General features: G+C 44.4%; 19 protein-coding genes. 4 read left to right on the forward strand and 15 right to left on the reverse strand.

Annotated elements, in window-relative coordinates; all coding sequences use genetic code 11:
• The first annotated feature begins 15 nt into the window (after positions 1-15).
• Complete coding sequence (argJ, locus tag QXF64_00510) at positions 16-1,248, forward strand: bifunctional ornithine acetyltransferase/N-acetylglutamate synthase (protein MEM1688978.1); 1,233 nt, start codon at positions 16-18, stop codon at positions 1,246-1,248.
• On the opposite strand, the gene QXF64_00515 is transcribed toward argJ, so the two are convergent.
• From QXF64_00515 to QXF64_00580, 14 genes are all read right to left on the reverse strand, one after another.
• A complete protein-coding gene (locus QXF64_00515) occupies positions 1,231-1,821 on the reverse strand; it encodes a DUF4443 domain-containing protein (protein MEM1688979.1) in 591 nt (196 codons plus the stop codon). The two genes, argJ and QXF64_00515, sit on opposite strands and share 18 nt — an antisense overlap.
• 15 nt (positions 1,822-1,836) lie before the next feature.
• Positions 1,837-2,751, reverse strand: a complete 915-nt coding sequence (gene argF / locus QXF64_00520; GenBank protein ID MEM1688980.1) for an ornithine carbamoyltransferase — start codon at positions 2,749-2,751, stop codon at positions 1,837-1,839.
• Between the two features lie 4 nt (positions 2,752-2,755).
• A complete protein-coding gene (locus tag QXF64_00525; GenBank protein ID MEM1688981.1) occupies positions 2,756-3,931 on the reverse strand; it encodes an aspartate aminotransferase family protein in 1,176 nt (391 codons plus the stop codon).
• Between the two features lie 2 nt (positions 3,932-3,933).
• Positions 3,934-4,854 carry an acetylglutamate kinase gene (gene argB, locus QXF64_00530; GenBank protein ID MEM1688982.1) on the reverse strand — a complete coding sequence of 307 codons (921 nt, stop codon included), beginning with the start codon at positions 4,852-4,854 and terminating at the stop codon, positions 3,934-3,936.
• Between the two features lie 31 nt (positions 4,855-4,885).
• Positions 4,886-6,034: an isocitrate/isopropylmalate family dehydrogenase gene (locus tag QXF64_00535; GenBank protein ID MEM1688983.1), complete on the reverse strand. Its 1,149-nt coding sequence runs from the start codon at positions 6,032-6,034 to the stop codon at positions 4,886-4,888.
• A 40-nt stretch (positions 6,035-6,074) separates the two neighbouring features.
• The gene (locus QXF64_00540; protein ID MEM1688984.1) at positions 6,075-7,160 is read right to left on the reverse strand and encodes an isocitrate/isopropylmalate dehydrogenase family protein; all 1,086 of its coding nucleotides are present in this window, start codon (positions 7,158-7,160) and stop codon (positions 6,075-6,077) included.
• 8 nt (positions 7,161-7,168) lie between these two features.
• A complete protein-coding gene (locus QXF64_00545; protein MEM1688985.1) occupies positions 7,169-8,482 on the reverse strand; it encodes a hypothetical protein in 1,314 nt (437 codons plus the stop codon).
• Positions 8,483-8,495: 13 nt separating this feature from the next.
• Positions 8,496-8,981: a 3-isopropylmalate dehydratase small subunit gene (locus QXF64_00550; protein MEM1688986.1), complete on the reverse strand. Its 486-nt coding sequence runs from the start codon at positions 8,979-8,981 to the stop codon at positions 8,496-8,498.
• Complete coding sequence (locus tag QXF64_00555; GenBank protein ID MEM1688987.1) at positions 8,974-10,236, reverse strand: 3-isopropylmalate dehydratase large subunit; 1,263 nt, start codon at positions 10,234-10,236, stop codon at positions 8,974-8,976. The genes QXF64_00550 and QXF64_00555 overlap by 8 nt, the downstream gene beginning before the upstream one ends.
• Before the next feature lie 207 nt (positions 10,237-10,443).
• Entirely contained in the window at positions 10,444-11,253 is an 810-nt protein-coding gene (dapB, locus tag QXF64_00560; GenBank protein MEM1688988.1) for a 4-hydroxy-tetrahydrodipicolinate reductase, read from the reverse strand.
• Positions 11,250-12,143, reverse strand: a complete 894-nt coding sequence (dapA, locus tag QXF64_00565; GenBank protein ID MEM1688989.1) for a 4-hydroxy-tetrahydrodipicolinate synthase — start codon at positions 12,141-12,143, stop codon at positions 11,250-11,252. Before dapA ends, dapB begins: the two co-directional genes overlap by 4 nt.
• The gene (locus tag QXF64_00570; protein ID MEM1688990.1) at positions 12,143-13,354 is read right to left on the reverse strand and encodes an aspartate kinase; all 1,212 of its coding nucleotides are present in this window, start codon (positions 13,352-13,354) and stop codon (positions 12,143-12,145) included. Before QXF64_00570 ends, dapA begins: the two co-directional genes overlap by 1 nt.
• A gap of 5 nt (positions 13,355-13,359) precedes the next feature.
• A complete protein-coding gene (gene lysA / locus QXF64_00575) occupies positions 13,360-14,673 on the reverse strand; it encodes a diaminopimelate decarboxylase (GenBank protein ID MEM1688991.1) in 1,314 nt (437 codons plus the stop codon).
• A complete protein-coding gene (locus QXF64_00580; protein ID MEM1688992.1) occupies positions 14,667-16,010 on the reverse strand; it encodes an acetyl ornithine aminotransferase family protein in 1,344 nt (447 codons plus the stop codon). The genes lysA and QXF64_00580 overlap by 7 nt, the downstream gene beginning before the upstream one ends.
• Positions 16,011-16,069: 59 nt before the next feature.
• Between QXF64_00580 and QXF64_00585 the strand changes: the two genes are divergently transcribed.
• The 3 genes from QXF64_00585 to QXF64_00595 are packed head-to-tail and all read left to right on the forward strand — an operon-like array spanning position 16,070 to position 17,835.
• The gene (locus QXF64_00585; GenBank protein MEM1688993.1) at positions 16,070-16,945 is read left to right on the forward strand and encodes an NAD(P)H-hydrate dehydratase; all 876 of its coding nucleotides are present in this window, start codon (positions 16,070-16,072) and stop codon (positions 16,943-16,945) included.
• Positions 16,946-17,092 carry a 50S ribosomal protein L40e gene (locus tag QXF64_00590; protein ID MEM1688994.1) on the forward strand — a complete coding sequence of 49 codons (147 nt, stop codon included), beginning with the start codon at positions 16,946-16,948 and terminating at the stop codon, positions 17,090-17,092.
• A complete protein-coding gene (locus tag QXF64_00595; GenBank protein ID MEM1688995.1) occupies positions 17,089-17,835 on the forward strand; it encodes a geranylgeranylglyceryl/heptaprenylglyceryl phosphate synthase in 747 nt (248 codons plus the stop codon). Before QXF64_00590 ends, QXF64_00595 begins: the two co-directional genes overlap by 4 nt.
• Here QXF64_00595 and QXF64_00600 read toward each other — a convergent pair.
• Positions 17,828-18,049 (reverse strand): hypothetical protein, encoded by a 222-nt coding sequence (locus QXF64_00600; protein ID MEM1688996.1) that lies wholly within the window; start codon positions 18,047-18,049, stop codon positions 17,828-17,830. The two genes, QXF64_00595 and QXF64_00600, sit on opposite strands and share 8 nt — an antisense overlap.
• Between the last annotated feature and the right edge of the window lie 10 nt (positions 18,050-18,059).

Raw genomic sequence — 18,059 nt, forward strand, 5'->3', positions numbered from 1 at the left:
TGGGAGGAGCTTTTGATGATTACTCTAATAGAGGGTGGAATAACAACAGTTCCTGGATTCCTGACCGCGGGTGTTAGAGCCGGAATAAAGAGGAGAGGTTTGGATCTAATGTTGATATATTCTAAAGATGGCCCAGTTCCTGCAGCCGGAGCTTTTACAACAAATAAAATAAAAGGAGCAGCAGTCATCCTGAGCCAGAAACACATAAAAAATGGAAGAATTGGTGCAATCGTTTGCAACTCCGGAATTGCGAATGTGTTTACCGGTAAGCGAGGTCTAAAGGATGCAGAAAGAATGGCCGAGTTGACCGCCAATCTGCTAAATTTAAAGAAAAAGGAAGTTGTTGTGGCATCCACCGGTATAATCGGAGTATACCTCCCGATCAAGAAAATAGAAAAAGGAATAAGACTGGCGGTCAGAGAATTATCGGATTCTAGGGAAGCCAGCTTGAATGCGGCTAAAGCAATAATGACAACTGATACTTTTCCAAAGGAGGCAGCTGCGAAAGTGGAGTTGGAAGATGGTACAATTGTCACCATTGCAGGTATAGCCAAAGGTGCGGGAATGATTTGTCCAAAGATGAAATGTGCAACAATGTTATCGTTCATCGTGACGGATGCAAAAATAACACAAGAAGCTTTGCGCACCGCTCTTGCCCAAGCTGTTGATAAAACCTTTAACATGTTGAACATAGATGGAGAGACCAGCACGAGTGATATGGTGATCGTCATGGCGAACGGTCGAGCAGGAAATCGGGAAATAACGTCAGATAAAATAGACAGAAACTTCCAGAGCGGGCTAGAATGCGTAATGGGTGAGTTGGCTTGGATGATCGCTAGAGATGGGGAGGGTGCAACAAAAGTTCTCCAAGTTCATGTCATTAACGCTAAAACTGCGGAGGAAGCAAAAAAAGCGGCAAAAACGATTGTCGGTTCAAATCTCGTAAAATCAGCCATGTTCGGAAGAGATCCAAACTGGGGTAGGGTGATCGCAGCTCTAGGTTACTCGGGAGTTTCTTTTAACCCGCGCAAGCTATCGCTTGAGTTTGAAAGTGAAAGGGGAAGGGTTCTACTTGTCAAAGGGGAAAATCCACCAACGAAAAAGCTTCTGATGCGTACGAGGGATATTCTGAGAAGCAAAGAAATAGAAATAAGGGTTAATTTGGGAGTGGGTAAAGAATGCGCGACTGCTTTGGGATGTGATTTGACGTACGATTATGTGAGAATCAACTCAAGATACACGACATAACTCCGTAAAAATTTTCGATATTTTCGGCAAAAGAGAAAGAACTGCAGCCTTGGTGGCTAGCTCGGCTGATATTCTATCGTCTCCGAAGCCAACTATTATTGCATCACCTTCTTCAGGTCTAGAAATCGCAAGAATCGCATCAGCCTCTTTTCTGACCTCAATTCCGTCGGGAAATCTGAGTTTTCCCTTTTTGAAAACCAACACGGTAGCGCCTTTTCCCCCGATTTGTACTGCAGCATCTCTTTGCTCCATTCCCGAGGTTACGCGAACACTTCCACCAGGAACCTTGGAAATCATACTAATCTTGCCAAGCGAAAGATATCTTAATTTTATCTCCGAGATTGTTGGTAATTCGTCTAGAAGTTTTTTCCCTCTCTCGCTCAGACAACTTCCACCCCTTGCGGAAAGAACGAGTCCCAGTTTATTTAATCTCTCCAAAATAGTTCTAACGCTTCCTTCTCCTAGCTTCATGATTTTGGCGAGTTGCCCGCGCCCGATTCGTTTATGTTTGCCTATCAGCTCAAGAGCCATCCAAAGATGCGGCGGCGAGAAACGAGGAAGAGGACCTCCCAAGGATAGTTCTCCTCCTCAAGTGATTAAAAATTTCAGCAAGGCTTTTTGTGCGTGCAACCGATTTTCAGCCTGGTCAAAAACAACAGATTTTGGCCCATCGATTACTTCTGGATCTACTTCTTCTCCCCTGTGTGCTGGTAAACAGTGCATGAAAATCGCATCAGGTTCTGCAAATGACATGAGTTCTTCTGTGACTTTGAAACCGGAAAAATCCCTCATTCTTTTCTCTTTTTCTTTCTCTTGCCCCATTGAAACAAAAACGTCAGTGTAAACGACTTCCGCGCCGATCAAAGCAGTTCTTGGATCATTCAAAATTTCGATTTTACTCCCACTTTTTGAGGCGAATTCTTTGGCTTTCTTTACGATTTCTACAGGTGGTTCATAACCTTTTGGTGTAGCCACGCTAATGTTCATTCCAGTCATCCCGCAAGCGATAAGCAATGAATTGCAAACATTGTTTCCATCTCCAATCCAGGCGAGCTTAACTCCTTTCAACTTTCCTTTTTTCTCATATATCGTCAAAAGATCCGCAAGCGCCTGACAGGGATGTTCAAGTGGGCTGAGCGCATTTATGACCGGAACATCGCTATATTTTGCAAACTCAACAAGCGTCTCATGTGCAGATACTCGAGCAATTATTCCATGAACATATCTGCTCAGAGTTTTAGCAGTGTCGAAGATTGTCTCCCCTCTAGAAAGCTGCATTTCTTGGGTACCAAGAAAAATTACGTTTCCTCCAAGTTCTCGAATTCCAACTTCAAAAGAAACCCTCGTTCTTGTTGAGGGTTTCTCGAAAATCATAGCAATTGTTTTTCCAGCTAAATCTTTTCTTACTTTCCCTCTTTCGATTTTCATCTTCCTAGCTTCTTTCAAAAGTTTGAAAAGTTCGGCAGGGCTTATGTCTGACATTACTATGAAGTCTCTCTTCAAGCTTTCATCCCCCGAGAAGCTGATCAAGTGCATCAACAAGCTTATCTATATGACTTTTCTCGACTATCAGCGGCGGAACAAATCTTAACACTTTTTCAGCTGTAACATTTATCAAGAATCCCTTTTTCAACATATCGAGCTGAATTTTCTGTGCGATTTCTTTGGATACCACTTCCATACCTATCATAAGCCCCTTTCCGCGAACTTCAACGATTTGCTTGTAGCTCTCCGCGAGCTCTAAAAGTCTTTTCATGAAATAATCTCCTGTTTTGGTTACTCTTTCGGGTAATTTCAGCTTTTTCATGGTCTTTATTGTTTCGATTGCGGCTACGCAGGCGAGCGGATTTCCACCAAAGGTCGATGCATGGTCGCCAGGCATGAACGAGTCCATCACTTCTGCGCGCGCACCCAGAGCACCTATTGGAAAGCCTGAGCCAAGAGCCTTGGCTATTGTCATCACATCCGGCGAAACCCTCCAATGTTCACATGCAAACCATTTACCGGTTCTGCACATACCGGTTTGTATCTCATCAAGAACAAGGAGCACATTTCGCTCATCGCATAACTTTCTGAGACCCGGTAAGAAATCATCTGGAGGGACCCTGACACCTCCCTCTCCTTGAATCGGTTCGGTTAGCACTGCAGCAACTTGGTCGTTCATTGCTCTTTCAACCGCTTGCAAATCTCCAAAAGGCACGAATTCGAAAACTTTTGGAATTATCGCCTCGTAAGGTTTTCGATATTCGATTTTCCAAGTAGCTCCAACTATTAGGGCTGTACGTCCATGAAAGGACCCCTCCATGACGATTATCTTGCTTCTTTTTGTATGTTTTATCGCGAGTTTTAGGGCTCCTTCATTTGCTTCGGCTCCAGAATTGCAGAAGAAGAATTTTTCTATACCGTTTGGACAGATTTGAGCGAGAAGTCTGGCAAGATTTGCCTGTTCATGTGTGTAATAGAGGTTAGATGCATGCATTAATTTTCCAAGTTGTTTGCGTAAGACCTTTACCACACTTGTTGGGCAATGACCTAGAGAGCAGACTGCGATACCTCCGACGAAGTCGATATATCTTCGTCCTTTCTCGTCGAAGACATACATTCCCTTTCCTTTTGTGAGAATTATCGGTATCTTATTGTAAGTGTTTGCGACATGTCTAGCATATACCTCCAGCGTTCTCAATATTATCCCCCAACGATCATCGTTCCTACTCCTTTGTCAGTAAGAATTTCGAGTAAGATCGAATGTTGAATCAGACCACTCAATATGTGGCAGCGTTCGACTCCTCCCTGAATAGCTTTTATGCATGCCTCGAGCTTCGGTATCATTCCTTTCTTTACCACACCATCTTTGATGAGTTTTTGCGCTTCCTCAACAGTCAGCACCGAAATGAGAGAAGTTTCATCGTTTGGATTTCTAAGAACGCCAGTTACGTCTGTGAGAAGAATCAGTTTTTTGGCTTTTAGGCTGATAGCAAGTTCTGCCGCAACAGTATCCGCATTAAGATTTAAGCTTCTCCCTTCGGAATCGACACCGATCGGTGCTATGACTGGGATTTTTCCTGCTCTGAGCAAGCTGCGTATGAGCTCGGTATCAATTTTTTCAACCTCTCCAACCAGTCCCAAATCTATTTCAATTTCCTTGCCCTTACTCGTTGTGGTCTTGTATATGAGTTTTTTTGCTTTTATGAGAGCGCCATCCATTCCTGTTATCCCAACGGCTAGACCGATCGGATATTCCTCTTTTCTTCTCTGCCGAGTTTCAAACCAGATCTTGTTGATTCCCAGGACGATCTGTTTGTTGAGCTTACCTGCCAGTTGTTCATAAAGGATTTCCATCGTTTGTTCGTCAGTAACCCTGAGTCCCTCGACAAATTTTGGTTTTATCCCCGCTTTGCGCATTTCCTCGCTGATTTCGTGTCCTCCTCCATGAACTAGAACGATTTTCATCCCTAGCAGGTGTAGAAGTACAACATCTTGTAGCACATGCTGTAAGAGCTTTTCAGATTCCAAAATCTTTCCGCCAAGTTTTATGATTATTATCTCTCCATGAAATTCTTGAATGTAAGGTAGAGCCTCCAGTAAAGCTTGAGCCTTCTCCTGCATCCTATAGACATCTTCATCTACATATTAAAAATCAAGCTTGATGTCGAATTCCGCATATTTCTCTAATCTTGTTGGCTATTGCATCACCTACTTCTGAGGTTGAAGAAGAACCGCCCAGATCTTTTGTCCTTACTTTTCCTTCCCTAAGCACTTCTGCAACGGCTTTCTCTAGAACCTCTGCAGCTTTCGTTTCTCCCAGCTGCTCAAGCATTAGGTGTCCAGCAAGTATTGTAGCTATTGGGTTAGCCACATTCTTCCCGGCATACTTCGGTGCCGACCCATGGATCGGTTCAAACATACTGATGCCCTCCGGGTTTATGTTTCCTCCTGGTGCGAGACCCATTCCTCCCTGGATCATCGCTCCGAGGTCGGTTATGATGTCTCCGAACATATTCGGTGTCACAACAACCTGATACCATTCAGGATTTTTAACAAACCACATGCTTATTGCATCGACGAAGGCATGCTCAGTCTCTATGTCGGGATATTCTTTTGCTATTTTTTCAAAAACTTCCCTCCAAAGCGAATATACATGCGTTAAAACGTTTGCTTTATCTACGTTGGTAACTCTTTTCTTTCCCTTTCTATGTGCGAGTTCGAATGCATATCTGATTACGCGTTCCGCACCTTTTCTGCTTATTACGCCGATTTGATATGCGATTTCGTCGCCATCAACCTCCAAGTCAAGCCCAAATTTTATCGAATAAATCGAACGTTTGATCTCATGCTCTGTTCTTCTCTTTTCTCGGATTCTTCCGCCAATTCCAACGTAAAAATCCTCGGTATTTTCTCTCACGATATAGAAGTTCACGTCTTCGGGTTTCTTTCCGACCAGCGGGCACGGTACCCCCGGATAAAGCTTAACCGGCCGTAGATTGACGAATTGCTCAAAGTAAAAACGTATTTTCAGCAAAATTCCTTGTTCGAGTATGCCGGGTGGAACTCGCGGATCTCCCAAGGCACCCAAATATATCGCGTCAAATTTCGAGAGTTCTTTCAGACCTTCTTCTGAAATCGTTTCTCCAGTTTTAAGATAATGGTCCGCACCATACGGAAAGTAAACGAATTCTAGCTTGACCTCCGGCATACAGTCTTGCAAGGTTTGGAGAACTTTTACTCCTTCACGTATCACTTCTGGACCTATTCCATCTCCGGGGATTACGGCGATTTTGTATGCCACGGAATCACAATTTTGATGAATATTCATTAAGATAAAAGCATCACGTTCTTTCCCTGATCTCTCTGATTATGGCATCAGTCATTTTTTTGGTTCCTACAGCGGTGGGATCATCTGGTGTAGGCTTTAGGTCATATGTGACATATTTGCCTTCGCTGATAACCTTTGCAACGGCATTCCGTATTATATCGGCTTTTTCTTTCTCTCCCAGATGTTCTAGCATCATTGCCGCCGAAAGTATGGCCGCTGTTGGATTCACTTTGTCTTTTCCGGCGTACTTTGGTGCAGAACCGTGTGTAGGCTCGAAAACCGCATATTTGTCCCCTATATTTGCGCTGGGCGCCATTCCAAGTCCACCGATCAATCCTGCACACAAATCGGATAAAATGTCGCCATAAAGGTTCGGCGCAACTATTACATCATAGAGCTGGGGCTTTTGAACAAGTTGCATGCACATGTTGTCAACTATTCTATCTTCAAACTCTATGTCCGGAAAACCACATGCTATCTCTCTTGCGATAGTCAAGAAAAGTCCATCTGAAAATTTTAGAATATTTGCCTTGTGAACAGCCGTTACCTTTTTCCTACCGGTTTTCCGAGCATATTCGAAGGCGAATTTCACAATACGCGCCGAGCAAAACCGAGAGATAGTTTTCAGTGATATCCCTGAATCTTCTCTTATATCAACTCCAAACTTCTCTTTAAGTGTTCTCAAAAATTCGAGAGCCTCAGCTGTTCCCTCTTGGAATTCTACGCCCGCGTAGAGGTCTTCAGTGTTTTCTCTAATGACTACCAGATCCACATCTTTGAAGGGAGACCTAACGCCGGGGTAGAGCTTGCACGGTCTCACGCAGGCATAAAGATCTAAAGCCTTCCTGATCGCAACGTTTACACTCCTAAAGCCTTCGCCCACGGGTGTAGTTATTGGACCTTTAAGCGCAACGCGATTTCTTTTTATTGATTCCAAAACTTCATCCGGCAGCGGGGTTCCCATTTTCTCAGCAATCTCAGCTCCCGCATACACGACTTCCCATTCGACGTCCAGTCCAGTTGCCTCAACGCACCTTCTGGCAGCGTCAATAACTTCAGGACCTACACCGTCGCCTGGTATGAGGGTAATTCGGTACATGTTGGCCTTCACTCTACAGGAAAACCGACTTTGTGTGCAAGCATTCTAAATTCCTCGTCCTTGAGCGGGAACCTACGTCTACCTTCCACGAATTTCTTTCTAATTATCTCCACGAGTTGAGCTAACCTTGGGTCGTTGTCGTCCACGGTCTGTTTCAGTATCTGTTCAAGCTTGAGTTTTATCCCATGCTTTCCAGATCTTCTTCCTATAACGATTGTTCTCTCTTGACCGACAAGTTCAGGCGGGAAAATCTCATACGTCAGTGGCATGATTCTTATGCCATGAAGATGTATACCAGACTCATGTGCAAAGGCGGCATCCCCCACCATGGCCTTGTTGATCGGTAAATTGAATCCTATTGCGGAAGATAGGAAAAGTGCAAGGTCTCTGAACAATGTGGTGTTCCATTTCTTGATACCATAGTGCATGTAACAGTTCATTATTACTTTTTCAGTTTCTGCATTTCCAGATCTTTCTCCCACGCCCAAAAATGTCGTACTGGCATAAATCTTATCATAAATGCCCGACGCGGCTCTTATGGCAGCCATTGTATTCTCGACAGCATTTCCAAGGTCATCGTGTGCGTGAATTTCGACATACTTTATTTTCGTTTCTTCCTTGATTTTTCTGATCTTTGCCGGTATACCTTGAGGTAGCGGTGCTTCCGGGTCGGAAAATCCACATCCTACAGTATCGCAGATTCTATATACCATAGCCCCAGCATCCGCTACAGCGTTTATGAAGATTTTTTCGAATTCCCAATCTGCTCGTGTGCTATCTTCACCATGTACAAAAATTGTTAGTCCATGGTCGTGCGCATACTCGACCGCCTTTACAACTCTCTCAACTAGAGTTGCTAGCGGTGTTTCCGACCACTTCTCGAAGTGCAAGTATGAAACCGGATGTGAAATTCCAATCTGTTTTAAATCCATTTTTAGGGCAATGTCGATATCCGCAGGATCAGCTCGACACCATCCAGCGAGCATATCTCCGAGTCCCTCGTCTTTCATGAGTTTAATCCCCTCTTGATCCGGCTTGTTATACATCATCACCTCTATTCTTTCCACACCGATGTCTCTAAGCATGCACGCGATCCGGCAAGCGTCAGCTGGATGCGGGCTAAGAAGACCAGCCATCTGAACTCCCTCACGCAAAGTGGAATCATCTATTATGACATCAGTTTTGAGCGGAAGCGTTGTGTAAATCTCTTCTTTTATTTTTCCCCATGCCTTAAGGTTGAACTCTAACGAGGAAAGTCCCTTTACTTTATTCACAATCTCTCTTCTCTTTTTCTCGAGCAGTTCGAAATCCAAGTTTTTCATTTCTTGATCCCCCTTACTTTTTCAGAGTTTTCTTTAAATAATTTATCAAGCCACCCTCTTTAAGGATTTCCAACACTAAGTTGGGGAGTGGTTGTACTTTCAGCACTTTATTCGTTCTCAGATTTTTGATCCATCCTTCGCTCATGTTTATTTCTACTTCGTCTCCGTTTTGGAACTCATTTTTGATACCTGGAGACGTAAGAACAGGAAGGCCCTGATTGATCGCATTTCTATAAAATATTCTGGCAAAAGATTCCGCCACAACCGCTGAGACGCCGGCCGCCTTCAGCGCAATCGGTGCCTGCTCTCTACTTGATCCACATCCGAAGTTTTTACCTGCGATTATCACATCTCCCGGCTTAACTCTTTTCGAAAAATCAGGGTCTATGTTTTCCATAGCGTGTTTTCCCCACTCAGTCCAGTCGTGCTTGGCGAGATATCTCCCCGCGATTATATCGTCCGTACTTATGTGATCTCCATAGACCCATGCTCTAGGCATAGAAATCCCTCGGGTCGGTTATTTTACCGGTTATTGCAGAAGCAGCAACTGTCGCCGGTGATGCCAAATACACTTTTGAATCTGGACTGCCTTGCCTCCCTTTGAAGTTTCTGTTTGACGCCGATATGCTTACCTCCCCCGGACCTAAAACACCTATGTGACATCCCATGCATGCTCCGCATCCCGGTGACTCGACAAGAGCACCGGCGTTTACCAAGATTTTCAAGATACCGGAATCAAGAGCTTCACGATAAACTTCTGCTGAAGCCGGTACTACTATAAGTCTAACTTTTTTGCTGACTTTTTTACCCTTGAGAATCTTAGCAGCGATTTTTAAATCTTCCAATCTTCCGTTTGTGCATGTTCCTATGAAGGCTTGGTCTATTTCTTCTCCTTCTACTTCGCGAACACTTTTGATGTTGTCTACAGAGTGTGGACAGGCAACTTGAGGTTCCAGTTTGTTTGCATCGTACTCTTTCGTTGTTTTGTACTCAGCGTCAGCGTCGCTCTTTATTATCTCGAATTTTTCTTTGGCTCTACCTTTGAGCCATTGCAGGGTCTTCGCATCGGGTTCAATTATTCCGTTTTTTGCTCCCATCTCAACAACCATATTACACAACGTTAGCCTGCCATCTATACTCATTTTCGATATGCATTCACCGGTGAACTCTACCGCCTGGTATGTGGCACCATCCATCCCAAAATCTCCAATTATGTGTAGAATCAGGTCTTTCGACATCACTGGTGGTTTTAGAACTCCGCGAGCAATGATCTTTATTGATTCCGGTACCTTGAACCAAAGTCTTCCTGTTGCCAAAATTGCAGCCATGTCGGTAGACCCTACTCCAGTCGCGAAACATCCCAGCGCACCATACGTTACAGTGTGGGAATCTGCTCCAATCACAACTTTCCCGGGTAAGGCAAAACCCTTCTCAGGTAACACTTGATGACAAATCCCTTCAAACATGTCATAGAAATGGACGATCTTATGCTTGTTGGCGAATTCTCTGAGGAGTATATGGTTCTTTGCGGCATCTATTGAGCTAGCAGGAGTCTGATGATCAAAGGTTATCACGATTCTGGATGGATCCCACACTTTTTTTACTCCGATTTTTTCGAAGCTTTCAACGGTGAGAGGACCCGTGAGGTCGTGCATCATCGCAAAATCTACCTTTGCATCAATGATTTCTCCAGGTGTCACTTCTTTCTTGCCAGCCGCTTTCGCAAGTATCTTCTCAGTAATTGTCATTGCCATGTTTGTCCTATTTTTTTACGCCCGGATCAATATATAAGAGTTTTCTAAACCGTCAAAAAGGAAAAAAGAACTGCTATCGAATTTCATTTGATGCCACGGAGAAAGTACGGGCGCATGATTAAACCACTTCCGCAGCCGCCACCTCCGGAGAAGTGCAGATTCTGCAAAAAAGGCATAAACTGTCCATATCACGGACAAAAAAGATCTTCATCTCAGTCCTAACACATCCCACATATCGCAGATTTTTCCCATTTTTCTGTGTTTATATGCAAATCTCACAGCTCTCAAAACTCCGGCAGCAAAGGTTTCTCTTCCATGTGCTTTGTGGGTTATTTCTAATCTCTCTCCTTGACCAGCGAATATCACCGTGTGTTCTCCGGTCACATCTCCGATTCGTAGCGAGTGAATGTAAATTCCTTCTCTTTTTTCCTCAGAGGTTCTTCCAACTATGATCCTCAAACCACCCATCTCTTTTGAAAGGATCTCTGCGATGCGTAGCGCAGTTCCGCTGGGCGCATCACGTTTTTCTTTATGATGTATCTCTATGATTTCCACCGAATATTCTTTACCCAAAAGTTTCGCTGCTTCTTTTACCAGTTCGAAAAGAACGTTCATACCAACCGACATATTGGGAGACAAAACTGCAGTTACTCCGGATTCCTTCACAGCATTTTCGATTTCCTCCAACTGCTCTTTCGTGAACCCCGTGGTCCCCACAACTATCTGCACACCATGTTTTGCAGCGATTTTCACATTTTTAACCGCAGCATGAGCCACTGTGAAATCAACTAGGACATCCGGTTTAGTCTTTTTTATTACTCTTTCAAGCTTCTGAGTTCCAACTATTTGAACCCCAAGACTCTTGGTTCCGGCAACGAGGCCAGCGTCACTTCCAACTGCTGGATTATCCGGTGCTTCAATGGCTCCTACTAGTCTGACGTCATCACTTTTCACAAGCTCTCTTATTATCGCTCGACCCATTTTTCCGGCAGCTCCGCATAAAACAACCTTTATCATCGGTTCTCACTCACAAGTATGCCTGTTTCAATGAGTATCAGCTTCAATTTCTTTTGATTCTCTGGTTCCATTTCAACAAGAGGTAATCTAACTCCACCAGCTGGCATTCCCAACCATCTCATCGCTGTTTTGATCGGAACGGGATTTGTTTCTATGAAAAGGCCCTTGAAAAGCGGAAGAAGTCTCTTGTGAATTTCTTCGGCTTTTTTCCAATCTCCCTTTCGCGCGGATTCGACTAGCTCGACTATTTCACTCGGAATTATGTTCGATGCCACAGAAATCACACCTACTCCCCCCAGTTTCATGATTTCGAGAGTATCTGAGTCATTGCCAGAGGTCACGATAAAATCTTCTCTATCAACTAGCTCAATTATTCTTTTCACCTGTTGCATATCTCCGCTTGCTTCTTTTATCCCAACTATGTTTTTCAGCTTCGCCAGTTTTGCTACAGTCTCGGGTTGCATGTTTACACCAGTCCTAGAGGGAATGTTATAAATGACGATAGGAATGTCCACCTCCTCAGAGATTTTCTTATAATGGGCATAGAGTCCAGCTTGTGTAGGTTTGTTGTAGTATGGCACAACTATGAGCGCACCGTCTGCACCAACTTCCTTCGCTCTCCTCGTCAACATTATCGCCTCCCACGTTGAGTTACTGCCGGTTCCAGCCAAAACTGGAACCCTTCCCTTGGCCGCGTCCACCACGATTTCTATCACTCGTATATGTTCATCGTAGGATAGAGTGGAACATTCTCCAGTGGTTCCAACTGGAACCAATCCATTTATTCCGTTTTTAATCTGAAACTCGACGTTTTTTCTCAACCCCTCTTCGTCTATTTCCCCATTTTCGTCGAAAGGAGTTATCATCGCCGTAAGTGCACCCTCGAACATCAAATTTCCCTCATCGCCTTTTCAAAAAGCTTCAGTGCGTTTTCTCTATCTTCCCAATTTACGAAGAAACTTATGGATGCTCTGCTCGACAGAATTTCTATGATGTTTATCCCTGCCTCTCCCACCGGTCCAGTTAGCCTTGCTATAACGCCAGGTGTGTATATGAACTTCTCACTTTCCGTGATTATCATAGCCAATCCTTTCTGAATGGTCACCGACTTCATCACTGGATCTTCCTTGACAATTTCGTGAACGAGTTCGGCAGCTTTTTCTGCCTCGCTTTCTTTAACATAAAGAGAGAACGATCTCGGTCCTATAGAAACACCAAAAATATTAATTCCAGCTTCGCTGACGGGTTTAACAGTCTTTAGAAGGATTCCAGGTTTTGTTTGCATTTGCTCTCCGACAACGGTAACCATAGCTAGAGGTTCAGGGTAGAGTTTGACGGTGGTTGGTTCGGGGAAAGGCCCTACAATCTTCGTTCCAGGGGCGTTTAAGTCGTACTTGTTGAAATTTATCACCTTCGCCTCTATTTTTGGATCTTTGTAGTTCATCGCTCTTGGATGCATGACCTGTGCCCCAAATCTTGCCAAATCTCGCATCTCTTCAACGGTTATTTCTTCCACTAGTTTTGCTCCCCTTATTACGTTGGGGTCAGCGCTCATGACGCCATCCACGTCCGTTACGATTATCACGAGATCGGCTGGTAAACACTTTCCGATGACAAAGGCGGTTATATCACTACCGCCCCTGCCAATTGTGGTTATTTCACCGTTTTGGTCTCTTCCGAGGAATCCACAGATTACGGGGACCACACCCTTTTTCACAAGCGGCAAGATGTATTTTTTAACTCTTCTCTCCGTTTCCTGTAGATTTATTTCAGCCATTCCGTGTCTGCTGTCGGTTATCACTGGCCATTCTTTGTTTAGAGGATCTATTGCTCTGCTCTTGACTCCGATCTCGGACAAAGCTTTCGCAAAAATTCGAGCACTAGTCCTCTCTCCTAATGCCATGACAAAATCCAGTTTTTTTGGATCCGATTTCTTTGCGATTTTTTTGTAAATTTTGATGAGAGCATCCGTGGAGTGTCCAATGGCGGAAACAACCGCGACTACCGAATTTCCTTTCTCAATTTCTCTGACTACTGCTCGCGCGTCTTTTCTAATTCTTTCGATGTTGCCAACACTGGTCCCACCGAATTTTACAACCATCAAACTCATCGCAACCACTCTGGAATATTATCCAATCTAATGATATCCTCAAAAGTTTCTCTATTTCTGATTATCTCCGCTTTTCCATCATTCACAAGAACCATCGCGGGCCGTGATTGTGCCGTGTGTTGATTCGACATTGCAAGACCGTATGCTCCAGTATCGAAAATGACCAAAATATCCCCAGGTTCGATTTTTGCTAGTTTGCGGTTTTTTCCAAGAAAATCTCCAGACTCACATAGCGGTCCGGCTATGTTATACTCAGTATCATTCGGAAGGTTCATCTTGTTCGCAACTTCGATGTGATGATATGCTCCATAGAGAGCCGGTCTTATGAGAGCATTCATTCCGGCATCTATGGAAACCCAAGCTGGAAGGTTTTTTCTTTTCTTCACATAACCAACTTTAGCCAATATCACTCCAGCATCCCCAACGATGTACCTGCCGGGTTCGAAAGCAAGGGTTGGCGGAATCAATTTTTCACTATTCACGACTTCCTCTACGATTTTAACGATTTTCTTCGCTACAACTTCTATAGGCAATTCCTTATCTTCAGGTTTATAGGGAATTCCAACGCCCCCGCCGAAATCGACTATCTCCAGCGATATTCCAAGCTCGTTTTTTAGCTCTACAACAAAGTTCATCAATTTTCTTGCTTCCTCCTCAAAAGGATCAGCGTCCAAGATCTGTGATCCGATATGAGAATGTACTCCAACTACTTTCACGTGTTTTAGCTCTATTGCTCTTCGATACGCATTCAATGCTTCGCCGTCTTCAACCTCTAAACCGAATTTACTCTCTCTCAGCCCTGTAGCTATGTAAGGATGTGTTGGTACTGAAACATCAGGGTTTATTCTAAAAGAGATCTTCGCGATCTTTCCAAGCCTCGCGGCAATTTTGTCGACAAGCTCCAATTCTTGAAGATTATCGATATTTATCATGATTCCGTTTCTGATCGCCAGCTCCAACTCTTCAGGTTTTTTATTGTTTCCATTAAAAACCATACGTTCACCGGCGATTCCGGCCTTAAGAGCAATTTTTATCTCATTTTCGGAGCTCACATCGGCTCCGGTGCCCTCGGTTTGCAGGATTTTAACAACCGCTAGATTTGAATTGGCTTTCAAAGCATAGTACACAATGACTTTAGGCCAGAGGCTAGAGAATGCTCTGTAGAATCTCCTGTAATTTTCTCTAATTCTTTTCTCATCCATGACGTAAAGCGGAGTTCCAAATTTTTCCACAAGTTCAACAGCATCAATTTCGCCTATTACTAGATGTCCTTTATCGTTAACCTTGAAATGAGATTTCAGCATCAGCATTCTTTTTCAACCTCGCGAAGCGATTGTTCAAAGATATCCATTCCGATCTCCAGATCACGTTTGGGAATTACCAAAGGTGGTGCAATTCTTATGGTTGATTGGCCTCCTCTGAAAAGAATGAGTCCCTTGTCTAAAGCTTTGCGTATCAGGGCTTCTCTCTCGTTCGTGGCCGGATTTTTTGTTTTTTTATCCTTAACGAGCTCTACCCCAATCATGAGTCCTTTCCCGCGCACATCTCCAATGAGCTTGGAGGTCTCCGCAATCTCTTGAAGTCTTTTCATGATCTCTTCTCCTAGCTTTGCAGCCCTTTCGACAAGTTTCTCCTCTTTGAGTATCTTTATCCCCTCGATCGCGGCCACGCAGGCAACTAAATTTCCCCCAAAGGTTGAGGCATGGGCACCAGGCTCCCAATCCATAATCTCCTCCCTGGCCACAGTCGCCCCGATAGGAGCAATTCCTCCAGCCAAGGCCTTGGCTATGCACACGATATCCGGTTCCACATTCCAGTGTTCCATCGCAAACATCTTGCCGCTTCTCCCTAACCCGGTTTGAACTTCGTCCGCGATGAATATCCACCCATATTCATCACAGATCTCCTTCAGCATTGGGTAATATTCAGGTGGAGGAACTATGTATCCGGAATTACCTTGGATGGGTTCAGTGATTACGGCTGCTACTTCCTCCGGTGGAACTACTGTTCGGAGCCTTTCTCTCAAAAACTCCAAACATAGGAAGTCACACCCGGGGTATTTTTGCTTAAAGATGCAACGGTAACAGTACGGAAAAGGTATAAATTCGACTCCAGGGACGAGAGGAGAAAAGTAGCGATGGTGGAGAACGCGCGTGGAGGAAAGACTCATCGCTCCATAGGTTCGTCCGTGAAATCCACCCATGAAGGCGATTATTCTCGGTTTTCTCGTGTGCCACCGCACACATTTGAATGCCGCCTCTACTGCTTCAGCCCCACTATTTCCAAAGTAAACACGTTTTCTGAATTTACCGGGCGTTATTTCAGCGAGCATCTCCGCCAGCACAACCTGCTGTTCGTAGTAGAAGTCGGTTCCGGCGAAATGTGTTAGTTTTTTCAATTGTTTTTCAACAGCCCGTATTAACTTCGGGTGTGAATATCCGTAGTTTAGAACAAACATTCCAGATGAAAAATCCAGCAGGATATTTCCATCTACATCCTTTACGTAGCACCCCTTTCCTTCAACCGCCACTATGGGCTCAGCCCGCGTATATGAAGGAGACATTATTTTTTGATCTCGTTCTACCATCTTTCTTGCCTTAGGGCCCGGAATCGGGGTTACTATTTTTGGCTTCAACCTCGTTGGCATATCAGAAAATAATTATGATTTGACAAGTTTTATTTATTTCACTATCTCCATATTTGTGTGTGAATTACCGATATGTAGAAGCGAAGGAAGTGGCTAGACTACTTCCAAAAAGACGACCGGATTCCCACAAGGGTGAGAACGGAGTTGTTTTAGTTGTTGGTGGAAGCGAGAAGTACGTAGGAGCTCCCGCATTTGTTGCACTGTCTGCTCTCCACTCTGGCTGTGATCTTGCGATAGTTGCCGCACCCGAGAAAGTAGCTTGGGTAATAAATACATTTTCTCCGGACTTGATAACATGTAAACTTCCAGGCTCGGAGTTCGGAATTAATGCGATGCCTATTGTAATGGAAGAGATGAAGAGAGCGAACGCAGTTGTTGTAGGTCCCGGCTTAGGAATGAGTAAAAAAGTCTCGAGAGGAGTTATCAAACTTGCCGAAGAAATTAATAAGGCAAAGGTACCAGCTCTTTTCGATGCCGATGGCTTAAAAATCGTTGGTCCCGAACTCGAACGTCTGGGTAACCAGCTTTGGGTTTTGACGCCACATGCCGGAGAATTCCAAAAGATTTCCGGAGAAACTCTTCCTCCGGAACTAGACAGGCGTTGCGAGATCGTTCTGGAGTTCGCGAAAGAATCTAAATGTGTTATTCTTCTAAAAGGACGAATAGATGTCATTGCTTCTCCGAACGGAAATGTGCGACTTAACAAAACGGGGAATCCAGGAATGACCGTTGGTGGCACAGGAGACGTGCTTTCTGGAATTGTCGGAGCTCTCCTTTCTCAGGGTTTACCATCCTTTGAGGCAGCCATTGCTGGAGCCTGGATATGCGGAAGAGCTGGTGATTTATGTGCAAGGGAAAAAGGATATGAATTTTTATCTTCTGATGTAATAGAAAAGATACCCGAGGTGTTCAAGGAGTTGAGGAGGTGCAGATGAATGGCTAGGTTTGAGGTTGCAGAGCGTAGACTCTTCCAAGTCAAAATCTGTATGAAATGCAACGCTCACAATCCTTGGCGGGCAGAGAAATGCAGAAAGTGTGGCTATAAAGGTCTACGTCCGAAGTCGAAGGAGTCCAAAGCATGAAGGTTGAGAACTATCTGCGCCGCGTAATAAAAAGAGACGGTGCGGCTCATCTCACTCTTATAGACCCAGCAAAGCAATCACCTGGTGAAGCAGCTTACATAGTTTCTGAAGCAGATCGTGCCGGAACTGATGGGATAATGGTTGGAGGTTCAACTGGGGCTTTCGGCCGTTTGCTTGACGATACTATTCTCGAGATAAAAAAGGTGACAGATCTCCCAGTTATCCTTTTTCCGGCTAGTGAACGTGGTATTAGCAGATACGCAGATGCGATATTCTTCATGAGTATGCTCAACTCTCAAGATCCATACTTTATAACTGGTGCGCAGGTGAGAGGAGCACCGATAGTTCGCAAATTTGGCCTGGAATCAATTCCTATGGGATACCTCGTAGTTGAACCGGGTGGGACTGTGGGAAAAGTGGGAAAAGCGAAGCTGATACCAAGAAACGACTGGCAGTTGGCCGCGAATTATGCAATAGTTGCGGAGTATCTGGGGATGCGATTTTTTTACTTAGAGGCAGGTTCGGGTGCTGACAAACCCGTCCCTGTTGGGATGGTCAAGGCGGTTAAAAAAGCAACAAATTTGGTGTTGATTGTGGGGGGAGGAATAAAAACCCCAGAAATGGCAGCTGAAAGAGTTGCCGCCGGAGCAGACATAATAGTGACCGGAACTCTCGTTGAGAAAGCCGCAGACGTATTTTCAGTACTTAGTTCGCTTATACGGGCAACAAAGGCAGTTAGATGAGACCGCGGTGTTTGGCACAAGAAATGCAAGCATAGCCTTTTTCTACAGGAAGATAAACTTTTCTTCTATCAACTCCTGGTATGCTTTTAAGGTCTATTCCTGGTCGTCTCTTCACTGGAATAGCCTTTATACGTGGAACCAGTCGACCACAGTAAACGCACGGTACCGGTTGGCTTCTTCCCCCAACTTTATAGAGTCCCCACTTCTTTCCCATATCCCTACCC

The organism is Candidatus Hadarchaeales archaeon, assembly GCA_038823825.1.
GTDB lineage: Archaea > Hadarchaeota > Hadarchaeia > Hadarchaeales > Hadarchaeaceae > JAVZGN01.